At 62.8% G+C, this 14,629-nt stretch carries 14 protein-coding genes and 1 pseudogene; 3 read left to right on the top strand and 12 right to left on the bottom strand.

Going from position 1 to position 14,629, the window contains the following annotated elements:
- Nucleotides 1–4: 4 nt before the first annotated feature.
- The 10 genes from Thiofri_RS15910 to Thiofri_RS15955 all read right to left on the bottom strand — a co-directional run bounded on the left by Thiofri_RS15910 (nt 5) and on the right by Thiofri_RS15955 (nt 7,649).
- Nucleotides 5–1,021 (bottom strand): TraU family protein, encoded by a 1,017-nt coding sequence (locus tag Thiofri_RS15910; protein WP_009146631.1) that lies wholly within the window; start codon nt 1,019–1,021, stop codon nt 5–7.
- Nucleotides 1,018–2,289 carry a TrbC family F-type conjugative pilus assembly protein gene (locus Thiofri_RS15915; protein ID WP_009146632.1) on the bottom strand — a complete coding sequence of 424 codons (1,272 nt, stop codon included), beginning with the start codon at nt 2,287–2,289 and terminating at the stop codon, nt 1,018–1,020. The genes Thiofri_RS15910 and Thiofri_RS15915 overlap by 4 nt, the downstream gene beginning before the upstream one ends.
- Entirely contained in the window at nt 2,276–2,827 is a 552-nt protein-coding gene (locus Thiofri_RS15920) for a S26 family signal peptidase (protein ID WP_009146633.1), read from the bottom strand. Before Thiofri_RS15920 ends, Thiofri_RS15915 begins: the two co-directional genes overlap by 14 nt.
- Nucleotides 2,824–3,132: a hypothetical protein gene (locus tag Thiofri_RS15925; RefSeq protein WP_009146634.1), complete on the bottom strand. Its 309-nt coding sequence runs from the start codon at nt 3,130–3,132 to the stop codon at nt 2,824–2,826. The genes Thiofri_RS15920 and Thiofri_RS15925 overlap by 4 nt, the downstream gene beginning before the upstream one ends.
- The gene (traC, locus tag Thiofri_RS15930; RefSeq protein WP_009146635.1) at nt 3,125–5,527 is read right to left on the bottom strand and encodes a type IV secretion system protein TraC; all 2,403 of its coding nucleotides are present in this window, start codon (nt 5,525–5,527) and stop codon (nt 3,125–3,127) included. Before traC ends, Thiofri_RS15925 begins: the two co-directional genes overlap by 8 nt.
- A complete protein-coding gene (locus tag Thiofri_RS15935; RefSeq protein WP_009146881.1) occupies nt 5,524–5,772 on the bottom strand; it encodes an RRXRR domain-containing protein in 249 nt (82 codons plus the stop codon). Before Thiofri_RS15935 ends, traC begins: the two co-directional genes overlap by 4 nt.
- A 71-nt stretch (nt 5,773–5,843) precedes the next feature.
- Nucleotides 5,844–6,200 (bottom strand): TraA family conjugative transfer protein, encoded by a 357-nt coding sequence (gene traA / locus Thiofri_RS15940; protein WP_009146637.1) that lies wholly within the window; start codon nt 6,198–6,200, stop codon nt 5,844–5,846.
- 35 nt (nt 6,201–6,235) lie between these two features.
- Nucleotides 6,236–6,724: a TraV family lipoprotein gene (locus Thiofri_RS15945; protein ID WP_009146638.1), complete on the bottom strand. Its 489-nt coding sequence runs from the start codon at nt 6,722–6,724 to the stop codon at nt 6,236–6,238.
- On the bottom strand, nt 6,721–6,930 hold the full coding sequence (locus Thiofri_RS15950; protein WP_009146639.1) for a hypothetical protein: 210 nt from the start codon (nt 6,928–6,930) through the stop codon (nt 6,721–6,723). The genes Thiofri_RS15945 and Thiofri_RS15950 overlap by 4 nt, the downstream gene beginning before the upstream one ends.
- Nucleotides 6,927–7,649, bottom strand: coding sequence for a thioredoxin domain-containing protein (locus tag Thiofri_RS15955; RefSeq protein WP_009146640.1), 723 nt, complete (start codon nt 7,647–7,649; stop codon nt 6,927–6,929). The genes Thiofri_RS15950 and Thiofri_RS15955 overlap by 4 nt, the downstream gene beginning before the upstream one ends.
- A gap of 542 nt (nt 7,650–8,191) precedes the next feature.
- Between Thiofri_RS15955 and Thiofri_RS15960 the strand changes: the two are divergent.
- The 3 genes and pseudogenes from Thiofri_RS15960 to Thiofri_RS15970 all read left to right on the top strand — a co-directional run.
- Nucleotides 8,192–11,461: pseudogene (locus Thiofri_RS15960) on the top strand (DUF3400 domain-containing protein); the annotation flags it as partial.
- 36 nt (nt 11,462–11,497) lie between these two features.
- Nucleotides 11,498–11,827, top strand: a complete 330-nt coding sequence (locus tag Thiofri_RS15965; protein WP_040854072.1) for a hypothetical protein — start codon at nt 11,498–11,500, stop codon at nt 11,825–11,827.
- A gap of 58 nt (nt 11,828–11,885) precedes the next feature.
- Nucleotides 11,886–12,077 carry a hypothetical protein gene (locus Thiofri_RS15970; RefSeq protein ID WP_009146641.1) on the top strand — a complete coding sequence of 64 codons (192 nt, stop codon included), beginning with the start codon at nt 11,886–11,888 and terminating at the stop codon, nt 12,075–12,077.
- Nucleotides 12,078–12,187: 110 nt separating this feature from the next.
- Here the strand turns inward: Thiofri_RS15970 and Thiofri_RS15975 are convergent, their stop codons facing one another.
- On the bottom strand, nt 12,188–13,534 hold the full coding sequence (locus Thiofri_RS15975) for a sigma 54-interacting transcriptional regulator (RefSeq protein ID WP_190275747.1): 1,347 nt from the start codon (nt 13,532–13,534) through the stop codon (nt 12,188–12,190).
- A 112-nt stretch (nt 13,535–13,646) separates the two neighbouring features.
- Nucleotides 13,647–14,615, bottom strand: a complete 969-nt coding sequence (locus Thiofri_RS15980; RefSeq protein WP_009146643.1) for a hypothetical protein — start codon at nt 14,613–14,615, stop codon at nt 13,647–13,649.
- Between the last annotated feature and the right edge of the window lie 14 nt (nt 14,616–14,629).

Consider the following 14,629-nt stretch of genomic DNA (forward strand, 5'->3'; position numbering starts at 1 on the left):
AGACTCAGAAGGTCGCACAGCAGTCCTGCCATCGCCAGAGAATGTAAAGATGATCCTCACCCGGACCGGGATAGGTGCGATGACTGCCCCAGCGGAAGGGACTCTCGCCAATCACATGACTGCCGTTGGCTTCCGGCAGCGGATAGAACATGGAGAATTTGTATTGGCTCTTGGGCAGGAAGGGCGCGATGGGCGCCTTGCACAGCGCTCCGTCGCCCATGGTGCGTCGGGCAAATCCCCGCCGATGCAGCGCCGCCATGGTGCGGGTGGCCGACAGCGAGGTGGCACGGGGCCGGGAACCCAGCGTCGGCTGCGCTCCGGCGAAGGGATAGAGCAAGCCCCAGGTGCCGGCGCACCAGAAGAGCTCATCCAATGGCGTGCCGGCCGTCGCCGAGACGCCATCGGCCAGGCAGGCAGCCAGAGCCGGCGGCGAGGTCAGCCAGGCCGCTTCGGGATGGGTGAAGAACGCCAGTTCGGAGTTGTTCCAGGTCGGATCGAGCTCCGAGAAGTGCAGGATATCCAGCTCGCTGAAGCCGTCCGGATTGCAGCGGTCGTCGTAGAGCAGGTCGAGCATCACCAGCAGCGGGAAGGCATAGACATGGACGTTGTAGAAGGCCGTGTCGCTGCTGTCCTCCTCGCTATGACCGCCGCTACCGAGCAAGCGCACATCGCCAAATGGCAGCCGAATGCCGCCCAGGGAGGGCGCACAGGTGGGATTGCGCACCATCTCGATAATGCGCGCCGGTTCCCATAGCCCGATGGTGAACCCGGGCTTGGGAACGCCGAGCGGATCGGGACAGACGCAAACCACTTGATCGGTCGCGCCAGCGGGAATGTGGCCCCCGCCAATGGGCACCCCGGCGATGCGCACCGGGAACAGGCACGACCAACAGACATCGGTGATGAGCTTCTCGCTCAGCAACTCGGCATCCGGGCAGGTGGCGTCTTCGGCTTCGGTTGGAGCGGTGACGCTGATTAGCAGCGCAAGGCCAGCGAGAAGATACAGGGAGGAGCGATTCATTCCATCTCGCTCCTGGCGATATCCGGTTCGACCTGCCCCACCATCGCCACTTCCCTCACCCGGAACTGCCGCCCGACCGCATCGACGATGGCGGGAACCCTTTCCAGGGCGAAGCGTTCACGCATCTCCGGGGTGAGCAGATAAACCCGGCGCTCGAGCTGTTGCATTACCCGAGTCAGCGCGTTCCAGCCGCCTTTGCGGTGGGCTCCAGTCAGCAGGAAAGTTGTGGGTTTGTCCGAGGCTTCGCTGGCCAAGAAGTGCGCGAAGGCGACTTGGCGGCTATCGGATGCATCGAAGATGACCAGGCGCTGGGTAAAGGGAACCTTGTCCAGCGGATTGACCGAATCCCCCGCTCGGACCAGCAGCGTGCCATCGGGGAGATGCACATCCGCTCCCGCCGTGACGGTCGGATCGATCCAGCGTTCCCGGTCTTCGCCGGCGGCGGGCAAGGGCTCGAACGGCAGATGATCGAACGCCCTCGCCACCGCCCGTTCGCCCAGGGCTTTGAAGTCCAACCGCGCCAGGCGTTGGTGGATTAATTCCAGAATATCCCGCTCGGCGATTTCCCGAATGGGGCCGCGCACGCCCAGGTCGCCGGTCTTGCCGTCGTCCAGGGCGGAACGCAGCCAATGAATACTGGCCAGGCCAGACACGCGCGCTAGTTCCTGGCCATCGGGTCCGGTCGCGACCAGGGTCGGGACAGATTCGATGTCATGCTCCCGAAAGGGCGTTGGATCGAGCAGGACTGTCGGCGGCGGGTCGATGTCCTGCAACAGCGGCTTCAGGCTCGCCATGAAATCCAGCAGGGACTCGTCCTCTCCGATCCCGCGAAACAGGATTTGCGTCTCGGGCTGTCCGGATGCGAACAGGAACAGGTCTCGCAGTTGCGCATCGCCCAGGGAGCGGGAGGCGAACAGGGTGAAGGTGAGTGTTCCGGTGATGCTGCCGGGCATCTCCGGCAGGCTGCCACAACTCCCCTCCCCCACAAATTGACCAGCGCCTTTGGCAATCGCTTCCGCTTCGATGGCATAGGCGGCAGACTGCTCATTGGCATCCTGCAACCATGCTGGCAGTCGCTTGCCATCGACTTGTGACAAAATCTCGGAGGCCCGCGAATGGATGGCTTGCAGTTCCGCGTCGATTCCCGGCGAGGACGCCTGCTGGTTTGATGCCTGCCCGATGCTGGCGGCCAGCACTGTCACAACGAGGATGCTGACCCGTCCCAACTGTCTATTCGTTACCAGCCGCGTCATCTCAGAACAGCGCATACGCCCTCCCGATGACCTGGTTCTCCGGCAGCAAGCGCCAGTAACGCGAGTCGAAGCTGTCGCGCGTGGCGCCCATGACCCAGAGAAAACCCTCTGGGATCGCCAGTTGATCAATCAGAAAATCTGCAACGGACAATCCCAGCGCTTTGGCCAAAGCCGGATCGCTCTGCGGCTGCATGACGCCGTTGATGGACGTTCCCTCTGCCGTGACCGACACCTGGTCACCCGGAATCCCGGCAACCCGCTTGATGATCGTCTGCTCGCGACGGAAATACGGCGCCATCACCTCGGTCGCCGCGAAGGCACGGAGCTGATCGCGCTTGATGGACTGCCGGTCAAAGGTATCGATCAAATACCAACGATACGGTGGCAGACATTGGCTGACCTGATCGTCGATGCCGATGCGATAGCGCGCGCAGCCATACCCAATGAGAATCAACATGGCGGTCAGCACCAGCAAGGCTTTCATGGCAAAGCGGTCCCAGGGTTCGTGGCTGGGTTGCGACTGAGACCTGGATTCGGGCACTGAACCGCTCATGGCTGCCCCTCCGTTGGTGGGAGGTAAAGCTCTTCTGGCGCGGCCAGAACCGCCTGATCGTCCAGAACCAGAAAACCATGCTCCGCCAGGCGTTCGGCCAGCGTCCGAATCGCCTCTCCGTCCTGTCCGCCACGCACCCAGTCGGCGACGGACAGCACAAGGATCGGCGTAGCTTGAACGTCCAGCTCGGCCATCATGCGGTCAGCGACCAAGGCACCAACCAGTCCGCCCAACGCGCCGACCAGCACCGGAATGGCCATGCTGGCACCCGATAAGCTTGTTCGTTTCGCTCGCATCTCACCCATGCCCACGCTCCCACAGCAGCCGGCGGATGGCGCCGACCACATCCAGCCCTTGCTGTCTCAAGCTCTCCAAGGCCGCGACATCCTGCGGCGCGGTGCTGTAAAGCAGTCGTCGGAACGGATCGACCACCAGCCGGCCAATGCCGCCGCCCATGGTCGTCAGGCAGAAGATTTCCGAGTAGGCACCGGGGACGGTATGGACCGTCTTGAGCAGTTCAGCTGCCTCGACCGGAATCGGCAGCCGCTTCTCCTGGGCCAGTTGATCGATGCTCTGCGAAGGCTGGGCCAGCAGGAAGGTATTGGCACTGTTCTCGGCAATGGCCCGTCCGACCGGGTTGGCGTAGAGGTCCGCCAGTGACTGGGTGACAGTGACCGCCGCGCCGCCATATTTCCGGAACCGCCGATACCCCGATTCGATAAAGCGCCCGACATCGCCCTGCGTCAGCAGATCCCAAGCCTCGTCGATGACCACCAGCTTCTGCTGGCCGCGCTCGCCGAGATACATGGCCTGCTGGATCTGGTAGATCAGCTGGAGCAGGACAACCTGTTGTAGATGTCTCCGGCTTTTCAGCTCCTCCAGCTCAAGCACCACCAAGGGCGCGGTGAAGCGGATGCTGTTCGCGCCATTGAAGAAGCGCCCATACTCGCCTTGGCTGGTGAAGGCAAAGAGTTGGCGGCCGATGTCCTGCACCCGGGGATCGTCTTCCCGGAGCAAGGCATCGGCGATGGCATCCACTGTCATCTTCGGACCCAGGGCATCCCAGACCTGCTTCAGTACCCGTTTCAGCCCGGCGGTGCGATAGTCACCCAGCGGCTCGGTCGGTGCCGCCATGGCGGTGATGATCGCCAGCACCACATCGGCTTCCTCCTCCCAGCGCTGCACCAACTCGAAGGGGTTGATGCAGAGATCGGACTCCGCATTGAAGGCGATAAACTGCCCGCCCAGTGCCTCGCACAGCTTCTGATAGCTGCGCCCGACATCGACGATCCAGCAGCGCGCCCCGGCGCTGAGGGATGAGGCAATCAGCTCATTGGTGAAGAAGCTCTTGCCTGCCCCGGAACTCGCCGCCACCACGGCGTTATAGTTGCTGGTGGAGTCAAACAGCGACAGGTTCATCAACTGCCCGCTGCGCGAGAGCAGGTTGACCACCGGCGTCGGCGTGCCCTTCCAGTCGCCGAACACCGGCAACAGGGTCACCGCATGGCGCGCGGCCAGGGTGCGATAGCGCATCATGTCGCGAATCGCGCGCGCATCCATGCCGAAAGGCAAGGCTTGCAGGAACAGGGGCAGGACGAAGAACCGATCACGCATCAACTGAAAGCCGAGTTCCCGCCAGTAGGTGATGGCGTTGGAAGCAACGGCGGAGGCCTCGGCGGGACTGGAAAACAGCACCAGACTCAGATAGCACTGCACCGGGCGGTCGCCCTGGTCCAGAGCGGCAAAGAGCGCATCGAACCCCTGCTTGCGCGAGACCAGCTCGGGCATGAACTTCGCCAGCGGCCCATAGGCGGTATTCGTCGCCCACTGGCGCTGACCTTTCATGCGCGCGCGCAGGCGTTCCTGGTCAGGGAAATACAGATTCAGCGTGACCAAGGCGTTGTGGCGAATGCCCCGGGTGCCGGACAAGGGATCACCCAGATAGCGCGCCGCCAGGCCGAAGTGGACCTGATCCGGGTAGCGCTTGCAGGAGAGCACCTGCACGCGAGTGTCCCCGAGGGTCAGCCCATCGGCATCGACCTCCAGGGCATGGTCGTAATCCAGCAACTGTTCGCGCAGAATCCGCGTCGGGTCGCACTCCGGGGCGATGCGATGGCGCCAGGAGGCGTCCTCGCCCCAGTTGAGCAGTGTTCCCAGCAGGCGGACATAGTGCTCAGCGGTGAGTGGTTGCGGACGCAGCCCGGCGGTGCTGAGCATCTGCTCGGTCTCGGCGCGATGTTCGATGGTCTGGGAAATTTCAGCCGCGTTCGGCAGCTGGGCGCTAATCGGCACTTTCACCCCGACGAAGACGCGCAGATCACGCACCCGCACCTCGGTGCCGGGGATGATGGGCTCGCTCACGCCGGTGCGCAGAAACTGCGCGCGCTCCTGGGTCGCTTCGCGCAGGACGCCAGGGTCCAGATCCAGGCGCAGTCCGAGCATGACGGCCAGGGCTTGGTCGATGTCCGGGGTGGACCAGAGCGCCACCTGCATCTGGGTGCCGGCAGGCCAGTCCTGGTTGAGCAGGACTGAGAGACGCTCGGCATAAGAGGCATCGGCACCGGCCAGCGGAGTACAGAGAAATCCGTACCCCAGCGTCTGGTCGTCGTGCTGGAACAAGAAACAATCGGGGGCGAAGGCAAGCGGGCTGAATAGATTCGCCGCGCGCTCACCCTGAAACTGACGGGCGGGATGGGTCATGGCTGGTCGGGGGCCTCTTGCTGGGGCTTATAGGTCAATTGAATCCGCGGCGGCTCGGCGCTCAGCAACCAGGCGCGACCGCATGAGATCAGTTGGCGAGCGCGGGCGGGTTTGCAGGGGGCGAGAAAGCGGCCTTGGTCATCCAGCACCGCCACGGCCGATGGCCGGCGTCTGGGTCCTCGTTGGTGTCGCATGGTGGGAGTGGCCTCGCTGAATTCGGGGATTGAAACGGGCGGTGAATTCATGGGAGGCGGTTTCCCGCCCAGGCTCGGCACGCCTTGGTCCTGGCAAGGGCCGGTCAGTCAGCACGCGATGCTCAGACGATGGGCAAGGTGGCGGAGACCACCGCATCGACGATGTCGGGGGCCATGAACAGACCCAGCCCGGCGGCGATGCCGATGGCGAAGGACATGATCGACTGGCGCGCGACACCGGCGATCAGCCCGACGATGATGAAGGCCACCGCGATGATCCGGCCGAGCAGACCGGTCATCCAGCCGATCAGCATGTCGTAGGTGGCCTGGAACTCGGTGCCGCCGGCGCCGGCCAGCGCGGTGTCCGGTAACAAGAGCACCAGCAGCGGCGCGCCGAGCAAGGCGGCGTGCAGCAGTGGGCGCGAAGACAGGGATGGGGTGGCGGTTTGGGTTTGGTTTTGGTTTGCTACCTTGGTCATGAATGACTCCTTCTTCGGTTGGGTTGGGGGTTGGCTCAGGGTTTGCGCGAGGCTTCGGAACTCGAGACCCGGCGCGGTTCAAGCTGCAGGGGTGTCAGGACGGCGCCGGTCGCTGTCTCGGTGGCCGAGGCCAACTGCCAGCGGCGTGGCACCACTTCGGTGAAGACGTGGCTGGCGCCATGGAGGTTACCGGCGCTGTCCTCCCAGGGGGCGATCCAGATGCGCAGGACTTGCGCAGGGGCACGGCTCGGGGTTGGGGTGGATTCGGTGGCGGTATTGCTGGCGGCTGTCTGCTCCGCATTTGCTGCTGCTGGTTCGTTGGCTGGCAGCTTGTTCGCGAAGGACCTGGGCGCGCGTTCCGAACCGGCGATGTTTGAGCGGGTTTCGAGCACCACGCCTTGCCCCGCGACGATGACCGGCGCAGAAGCGTCGGAAGGACGCGACGACGTGGTGATGCAGCCGGACAGCGCGGTGGCTGACATCAAAACCAGTGCGAGGTGGCGAGATTGACGGGCACTGATCATTGGGCGTTCTCCTGTTGCAAGCGGCGCTCGGCTGGTGGTGGGCCATCGCCGTCGGTCAGGGCATAGATTTCGGCGGTGGACAGACACAAGGGTCGGCTCGGCAGGCCCTCGCAGGCGTAGCGCTTGGCACCGAGGCCGCCGGCGCAGCCGGTCAGTGCGAGGGTCGGGACAAGCAAGAGAGCCAGAACTAAGGCGCGGATGCTCATGGCTGCTCTCCTGACAGCCACGGGGTCAGGCTCTCCGGGAGTCCGCGATGGATGCGACCGTCCGGCGCAATCAGCGTCGGGACCGAATCGATGCCCAACAGCCGCGCGGTGATCAGCGCCCGAACCAGGGGTTGGGTGTCGCAGTCGGACGCGGGTCGGGGTAGCTCGGACCAGGATTGATCGAGCAGCGCGGATTGGGCGGCTTGCGGAGATGGAGCGCAGAGCAAACGCCTCGCTGCCTGGGCTGAATCCGCACCGCCGAGTGGCAGCGGGATGACATGGGCGGGCGTCTCGGTCTGCGCGAGGCTTTCAAGCAGTTGCTGGCAGGCGGCACACAGTGGATCAATGAAGACCCAGGTGGGCTTGGTGCCAGCCTGCTGGTCGCCGAAGTTGATGGCGCCCAGGTCCGCTGGATCAAGCCCGAGTCGATCCAAATCAACTCGGCTGGCCAGTGCCTGAGCCTGGCGAACCGATGTCAGTTGTTCGCCATGCCACAGATCCCAGGCGTCGCCGGTAAAGGCATAACGGCCGTTGCCGCTGAGAAAGGCGACCCGGTCTTGCAGTTGCAGCATCTGCACGCCGCTGCCGGGCAACTGGATCGACGCCTCCAGCGGAGCTGAGAGATCGGCAAGATCAGGCGGAAGAGGAAGGGTTGCGTTCGCCGCTGGTCCGCTCAGGGCCAGCAGGCAAGGGAGACTCGAACGAAGAAATTGGCACATCGGAAACCTGCATCAATCGGGTTACTGTGGGGACACAGCTTGCCCGGATGCAGGCGCCTGAAGCGACAGTGAAATCTCGGGGAAATCGGGGTGATTCTGGGTTGCTGATGCGATAAGCGAGTGAGGCGTGTCCGGACAGTCAGTTCTCGTCTCTGACAGCGTCAACCGTTAACATGGCCGGCATAACGGGATCAGACTTGATGCCGAGTCAGCCGCGCCTTGTTGCCCTTGCCGCTAGCCAGAATGTCCCCCGCTGGCGCGCCAGGATTCTCCCGCGGCATTCGCACCCAAAGTCATCATCTTCCATGCCTACGCTTGTTGCGTCTCACGAACACAAGTATTCGGACACGCGCATCCCGATATCACGCGCATCTATGCGAAAGTCGATCTTGAGGGGCTTCGCTCGTTGAGCCTTCCTTGGCCTGGATGTCCGCAGTGCTCACGCTACGCGTTGCACTCGAGCAGTATCTGAGCATCCGCCAAGGACTCGGTTACAAGTACCAGCATCAGACGCGACGATTGACCGACTTCGTTGCCATTATGGCGGCAACACCGGCTACACCGGCTCGGGCGTACCCTTGTCCGCGCGAACCGCGGTGATCGACACCGAGAAGCTCGATGCGCTTTCGCAGGTGGAGACCATTGCCCTGCCTGGCGTTGCTGAGCCGGTTGCCACGGTGCACTGCGGCGCCGGAGTAGTGACGCGCCGGGTGGCGGAGCGAGCGGAAGCCCAGGGTCTCGCCTTCGCGGTTGATCCGACCTCCCAGGATGCCTCCTGCATCGGCGGCAATGTAGCCATGAATGCCGGCGGCAAGAAGGCTGTCATCTGGGGCACAGCGCTCGATAACCTCGCTTCCTGGCGCATGATGACACCCGAGGCGCAGTGGCTGGAGGTTGAGCGCTTGGACCATAACCTCGGCAAGCTCCAGTACGCCGAACGGGTGCGCTTTCGTATCCAGCGTTTTGCCACCGATGGCCAGACGCCGCTTGGCGAGCCGGAGTTGATCGACGTGCCGGGCTCGAGCTTCCGCAAGGCCGGTCTCGGCAAGGATGTGACCGACAAGGCGCTGTGCAATCTGCCCGGCGTGCAAAAGGAAGGCTGCGACGGCATCATCACCTCGGCGCGCTTCATTCTGCATCGCATGCCGGCGCATACCCTGACGTTGTGCCTGGAGTTCTTTGGCGCCGATTTGGAGCGTGCGGTGCCGGCCATCGTCGAGATCAAGGACATGATCGATCGCCTGGCCGAGGTCCAGATCGCCGGGCTCGAGCACCTCGACGAGCGCTACATCCGCGCGGTGAACTATTCCACCAAGGCCGCGCGGCGCGAGCTGCCCAAGATGGTGCTGCTCGCCGATCTGGTCTCGGACGACGCCGCGGCGTTGAACGCGGCCGCCGAGCAAGTGCGCGCGCGGGTCAGTGCCCGCGATGGCGAGAGCTTCATCGCCACCAGTCCCGAGGCGCGCCGGCGCTTCTGGCTCGACCGCGCGCGCACCGCGGCCATCTCGCGTCACACCAACGCCTTCAAGATCAACGAGGACGTGGTCATCCCGCTCGAGCGCCTGGCCGACTACAGCCGCGCCATCGAGCGCATCAATATCGAACAGTCGATCCGGAACAAAGACCGCATCATGGTGGCGGTGCTGGAGTATCTGTCCGGCCCCATGCCGCAGGCCGCGCCGCTGGACCACGAGGACTCGGCCGAGGGCCGTGAGATCTTGGCCGCCAAATGCGAGGCGGCGCGGGCGGCGGTTAGTGAAGCACGCGCGCGCTGGCAGCGCATCCTGGCCGCGCTGGATGAACCGGCCGCGGCACACATTGACCTGCTGCGCGACAAGGAGCGCACGCTGGTGCGTCCCGACGACACCCTGCTCGCGATGCTGCTGCGCCGCGATCTGCGCCAGAGCTATCGCAAGGAGATTGCCAATCGGCTGAATGAACTCTTTTCCGGCCAGGAGTTTTCGGCGGTGCGCGAGCATCTCGCCGGCATTCATCGCAAGATTCGCGACGCGCGCCTGTTCGTCGCCCTGCACATGCACGCCGGTGACGGCAATGTGCACACCAACATTCCGGTGCATTCCGCCGACTACGAGATGCTGCACGAGGCCGACCGCATCGTCGATCGCATCATGGCGCTCGCGTCCGATCTGGGCGGTGTCATCTCCGGCGAGCATGGCATTGGGCTCACCAAGGTGCGCTATCTGGAGCCCGAACGGCTCGCCGCCTTTGCCGCTTACAAGGAGCGGGTCGACCCCCAGGGGCGCTTCAATCCCGGGAAGCTGCTTGCCGGTAGCGGACTGGAACTGGCTTACACCCCCTCGCTGCGGCTAGTCGAGCGCGAGACCATTATTCTGGAGGAAACAGAGCTCGGCGCGCTGAATGATGACGTCAAACACTGTCTGCGCTGCGGCAAATGCAAGCCCAAATGCATGACCCATGTGCCGCGCGCCAATCTGTCCTACTCGCCGCGCAACAAAATTCTCGGCACCGGCCTGATTATCGAGGCTTTTTTGTACGAGGAGCAGACCCGTCGCGGTCTGTCCCAGCGGCATTTCGCCGAGATGAACGATATCGCCGACCATTGCACCATCTGCCACCACTGCCAGCCGCCCTGTCCGGTCAATATCGACTTTGGCGACGTCACCATGCGCCTGCGCCGCATGCTGGTGGAGCGGGGCAAGAAGCGCACCAACCCCGGCGCCTGGGCGGCCATGCAGTTTCTCAACGCCCACGACCCGCGCCTGGTGCGCCTGCTGCGCCGCGTGCTGGGCCGGGGCGGTTTCGCGGGACTGAATCTCGCCCACCGCGCCGCCGCGCGCCTGGGGCTCATCAAAGCGCCCACCACCGCCCCCGGCGCCACCACCGGCCGGCCACGACCGCTCGAGCAGGCGCGGCAGCTGGTCAGCCGCCCGATCCGCGTCGAACTGCCCAAGCGCGGCTATCGGGAGCTGCTGCAACTCGAGGACAAAACCCGCATCCCCATCCTGTGCGATCCCCAGGGCGCCCATGCCCAGGATGACCGGGCGCTGTTCTACTTCCCCGGCTGCGGCTCCGAGCGCCTGTTCTCCGCCATCGGCCTGGCCACGCTGGCCATGCTTTACCATCAAGGCGAGCGCATCATCCTACCGCCCGGTTACCTGTGCTGCGGCTACCCGCAACGCGGCGCCGGGCTGGAACAGCGCGGTCAACGCATCACCATGGAAAACCGGGTGCTCTTCCACCGCCTCGCCCACACGCTCAATTATCTCGATATCCATACCGTGCTAGTCTCCTGCGGCACCTGCATGGACCAGCTCACGCGCTACCAGTTCGAGCGCATCTTCCCCGGCTGCCGACTGCTCGACATCCACGAGTATCTGATGGAACAGAAGGTGGCGCTCCCCCCGACCGACGGGACGCAATACCTCTACCACGACCCCTGCCACACGCCGATGAAGGCCTACCAGCCCATCTCGGTGGCCAGCAAACTCATGGGCCAGCCGGTGGCACTCTCTGAGCGCTGCTGCGGCGAAGCCGGTACCCTGGGCACTGCCCGACCGGACATCGCCAACCAGGTGCGCTTGCGCAAGGCCGAGGAACTGGCGGCTGGGCTGAAAACGCTAACCGGCGAAACGCGCGCAACTGACGGCCAGGCAAAACTGCTGACCTCCTGTCCGGCCTGCCAACAAGGCTTGGCCAAGTTCAGCGACCAGACCGGGCTTGCGACCGACTACATCGTGGTGGAGCTCGCCCGCCGGCAGCTTGGCGAAGGTTGGCAGCAAAGATTCATCAAGGATTTAGGGTCCTGCGGCATTGAAAGGGTGCTGCTGTGAGGCCCAGCGCTTGTAACGACACACTGGAACCGAGTCATGCCAAAGATCCAAGATCAACTTGCCGCGCTGCTTGAGCGCATCGACCGCCCCGGCGACTTCTACGCCACCGGCACGCTCGACATGCACCCGCCACGGCTGCGGGTGGAGGGCATCGGCACCATCGCGCTGCCCTTGTTGCCGGTGCAGGCGCAACAACTGATCGGCGTCGCCGAGCAAGCGCCCTATGGTCGTGGCAGCGAGACCCTGGTCGATACCGAGGTGCGACGCACCTGGCAGATCGATGCCGCCCGGCTGTCGCTCGAGGGGCAGCGCTGGAAAGATGATCTCGCCGAGGTGCGCGCTAGCGTGTTTGGGTTAGGACGGTAAAACGGGCTATCGCCGACAATGAGTTTTCAACAACGATCCTCGATAAGGATGCCGCGTGATGAACATCAAGCAAATTGCCAGTCAAGCACTCCAGTCAAGCTCAACCGACACAGCCCTGCTTGCGGGGGCAATGTGGGAAAGCCTAGAAGACTCCCATGCTGTTTTCCACGCGATGGCCGATGACGAACCAATAAAGCTCGCGATACAGAGAAACGAGGAAATCGACCGCGGAAAGACAACCGCGATATAACATAAAGACATGATGCATAGGTTGCGCGGGGATGGAAGTTGAGGAAGGTCTAAAGCGCCTGGACCTTGGGCTTCCAGGGTATATGGCAATTATCCTATATGCTCTATGCATTATTGAACAAGCACGTCTTGCTTTGTTAAATAATCCCGCCCCTGTCCCGTTGCTTGCAGGCAAGCTTCGCGCACCAACCGCTCCAGCAAGCGAAAATTCTTTTTTTCGAAATCCATCTCTTGCAAGCACTGTAAAGCTTGCTCGCCAATCGCTTGAATCGCCAAACCGGGATTGAAGGCTTCGTTTTGCAGCATGGCATCGAGAATATAAGGCAATTCTTCGCGGCGCGCGTTTAAGTCGGGAACATGAATAACGACATTAAAGCGCTGAAACAAATCGTTGCGAAACGCTGTTTGCCTTTGCGCGGGATCGTCGCTGTCCGCCCAGTCGGCCAGCGGGCGATTGGTGGCGGCGACAATCAGCATGGGGCAAAGCAACGCCGGCCCCGTCCAGCCGCGCGGGCGTACCCGATAATCGTCCAGAAACGCCAGCAATTTCGTTTGCGCGGTCGGACTGGCGTCGCCGATTTCGTCAAAAAATATCGTACCGCCCAGATGTTCGAGAAAATAGCCGAAACTGCCGGACTCGGACGCACCCGTATAAGTACCCGCGCGATAGCCATAAAGATCGTACTCAAGACGATCTGTCTCGCCGGAATAATCCGGTAACGGCACACGGACAAACGGTCGCGACGAGCTTTCCCCTGCCGGTGCTGACGACCGCCGCGCCAGATAGCGCGCAACCAGGGTTTTCCCTGTTCCCGAATCGCCCAACAACAACACACGCGGCAGTACAGCCAGATTTGCTTGCAGATCAAATTCCTTTTCGATGGCTTCCGCCAGGCGGGTGGCGTCCTCGCCAGCCAGACGATCAGCTTGCAGCAAAGGGGCGAGTTGTTTTTGGATCCGCTTCCGCCGTTCATCCACTTCCGAGCCGATCAGCTGCGCATAATCGAAACGCGCTTCGTCAAGCTGCGCGAAACAGTCGTTTAAGCGACTGTCCGGGCAAATGGTCAGCCAACCGGGGTCACGATTGATCAACTGCTTGCCGTCAATATGCACATAATAACCGCGTCGCAAGGCCTCCGGCTCCGGCGCCGGTGGCTCGCCCGGCCAGTGCGTCAGTTGCGCTTCAAGACGCGGTTGCAACGTGGTCGGATCCTGACCAATCGACGCAAACCGGGCACGAAAACGTTGCGGAGCGGATTTGGCATGGTCGATCAAACCATCGCGCCAGCTCAACAGCGCAGCAGGCACGACGGGCGTTTTCCGCCATAGCACATAAAAATTACGCGGAAACCCGGCATCGTTCCAAGGTTGCCGGTTGTAATGCTGGATAAACTCGGCAAACGTGCGATTTCCGGTCACGAGAATCAAGCCGACCCGATACCGTTGCGCCAGCGTCATCAATTCGTCAACATGATCGCGCAAGCCGTCCCAGGCAGCATCCGTGACCGCTGGAAACAGCCGCGCGGCGTCAGCGACCTGGGCATTTTTTTTGTGGGAGGTGGTGCGTACTCTAGCCATGCGGGCATCCAGCCTGTTGTCTCAGTTGTTCCAAAATGGCATCGGGATTTTGACGAATCGCCGTGTAGGACAGGCAAGCCAACGCTTGCGCCATTGTCCAGGTCGCGGGATCGATCCGTTGCGCCTGCTTCAGCTCCGCAGAGGATAAGGCAGCGACCTCGTCACACCAACTCGCCAACCGAAATTGTTCCACACAACGCGCCAACACCCAAGCGGTTTGAAACTCCTTTGAGAACAACGCTGTCAGCGGCAAACAGGCATCCGGCCACAAGAGCCAAACCTTGTCCTTCAGATCGCTCAAATCCTGCTCTTTCGGAAACGCCCACTGCTCTTCGAGCAGGGGCGGTTGAATTGTTGCCAGCAAGCCGTTTTGCAAAACCGCCGGCGCATCGAGACGACCGCATGGTGCCTGAGCGAAGGACTCTGCCGTCGGCGCCCGTAAAAAGGCCTGTTTGTCTTGTTGCAACCACGCCGCCAGTGTCTGCAATCCGTTTACCAGAGCCGGCAAGGGATCGTTGGGCAAGCGGGAGCGCCGGCGCATCCACGCGGGTGGTGCGAACTGGCATGTCCAAGTGGCGTTGCCAGGAACCACGCACAGTCGATACAGATCGTCGAGTGTCAAGGTTGGAGAGTCTTCCGTCCCGTCCGTGGCGCCCAAAGGCGCGCTGGCCTCGTCGGCGCGCGTGACCTCGTCCTCCGGCGCGATGGCATCCGGATCGCTGTTATCGAGTTCGGCTTGGTTATCGTCTTCGGCTAATTCTTGTGCGGACAAAATTTCCGCATCCCCGTCTTCCCAGGCCTCAAGCTCCTGATAGTGCGCCTCCAGTTGGGTCGGCGTGAGCGTAAACACCGCTTTGCGCAACTGGTTGGTGTCGATCGTGGCTGCCTGCCGTTGTTGCGGTGTGCGCTGGCGGGATTTGGCTTGCCCTGTCGTTGGGGTGCGTTGGCGTTGCAAGGCCATGTCGTTGTTTTTCC

The organism is Thiorhodovibrio frisius (assembly GCF_033954835.1).
Classification (GTDB): domain Bacteria; phylum Pseudomonadota; class Gammaproteobacteria; order Chromatiales; family Chromatiaceae; genus Thiorhodovibrio; species Thiorhodovibrio frisius.

What these genes read in the sequence shown, in the direction of transcription:
- Thiofri_RS15955 (WP_009146640.1), bottom strand. Translation starts at nt 7,649, where the DNA reads ATGTGCCAATTTCTTCGTTCGAGTCTCCCTTGCCTGCTGGCCCTGAGC.
- Thiofri_RS15915 (WP_009146632.1), bottom strand. Translation starts at nt 2,289, where the DNA reads ATGCGCTGTTCTGAGATGACGCGGCTGGTAACGAATAGACAGTTGGGA.
- traC (WP_009146635.1), bottom strand. Translation starts at nt 5,527, where the DNA reads ATGACCCATCCCGCCCGTCAGTTTCAGGGTGAGCGCGCGGCGAATCTA.
- Thiofri_RS15980 (WP_009146643.1), bottom strand. Translation starts at nt 14,615, where the DNA reads ATGGCCTTGCAACGCCAACGCACCCCAACGACAGGGCAAGCCAAATCC.
- Thiofri_RS15910 (WP_009146631.1), bottom strand. Translation starts at nt 1,021, where the DNA reads ATGAATCGCTCCTCCCTGTATCTTCTCGCTGGCCTTGCGCTGCTAATC.
- Thiofri_RS15925 (WP_009146634.1), bottom strand. Translation starts at nt 3,132, where the DNA reads ATGGGTGAGATGCGAGCGAAACGAACAAGCTTATCGGGTGCCAGCATG.
- Thiofri_RS15920 (WP_009146633.1), bottom strand. Translation starts at nt 2,827, where the DNA reads ATGAGCGGTTCAGTGCCCGAATCCAGGTCTCAGTCGCAACCCAGCCAC.
- Thiofri_RS15965 (WP_040854072.1), top strand. Translation starts at nt 11,498, where the DNA reads ATGCCAAAGATCCAAGATCAACTTGCCGCGCTGCTTGAGCGCATCGAC.
- traA (WP_009146637.1), bottom strand. Translation starts at nt 6,200, where the DNA reads ATGACCAAGGTAGCAAACCAAAACCAAACCCAAACCGCCACCCCATCC.
- Thiofri_RS15975 (WP_190275747.1), bottom strand. Translation starts at nt 13,534, where the DNA reads ATGACGCTGGCGCAACGGTATCGGGTCGGCTTGATTCTCGTGACCGGA.
- Thiofri_RS15935 (WP_009146881.1), bottom strand. Translation starts at nt 5,772, where the DNA reads ATGAATTCACCGCCCGTTTCAATCCCCGAATTCAGCGAGGCCACTCCC.
- Thiofri_RS15950 (WP_009146639.1), bottom strand. Translation starts at nt 6,930, where the DNA reads ATGAGCATCCGCGCCTTAGTTCTGGCTCTCTTGCTTGTCCCGACCCTC.
- Thiofri_RS15945 (WP_009146638.1), bottom strand. Translation starts at nt 6,724, where the DNA reads ATGATCAGTGCCCGTCAATCTCGCCACCTCGCACTGGTTTTGATGTCA.
- Thiofri_RS15970 (WP_009146641.1), top strand. Translation starts at nt 11,886, where the DNA reads ATGAACATCAAGCAAATTGCCAGTCAAGCACTCCAGTCAAGCTCAACC.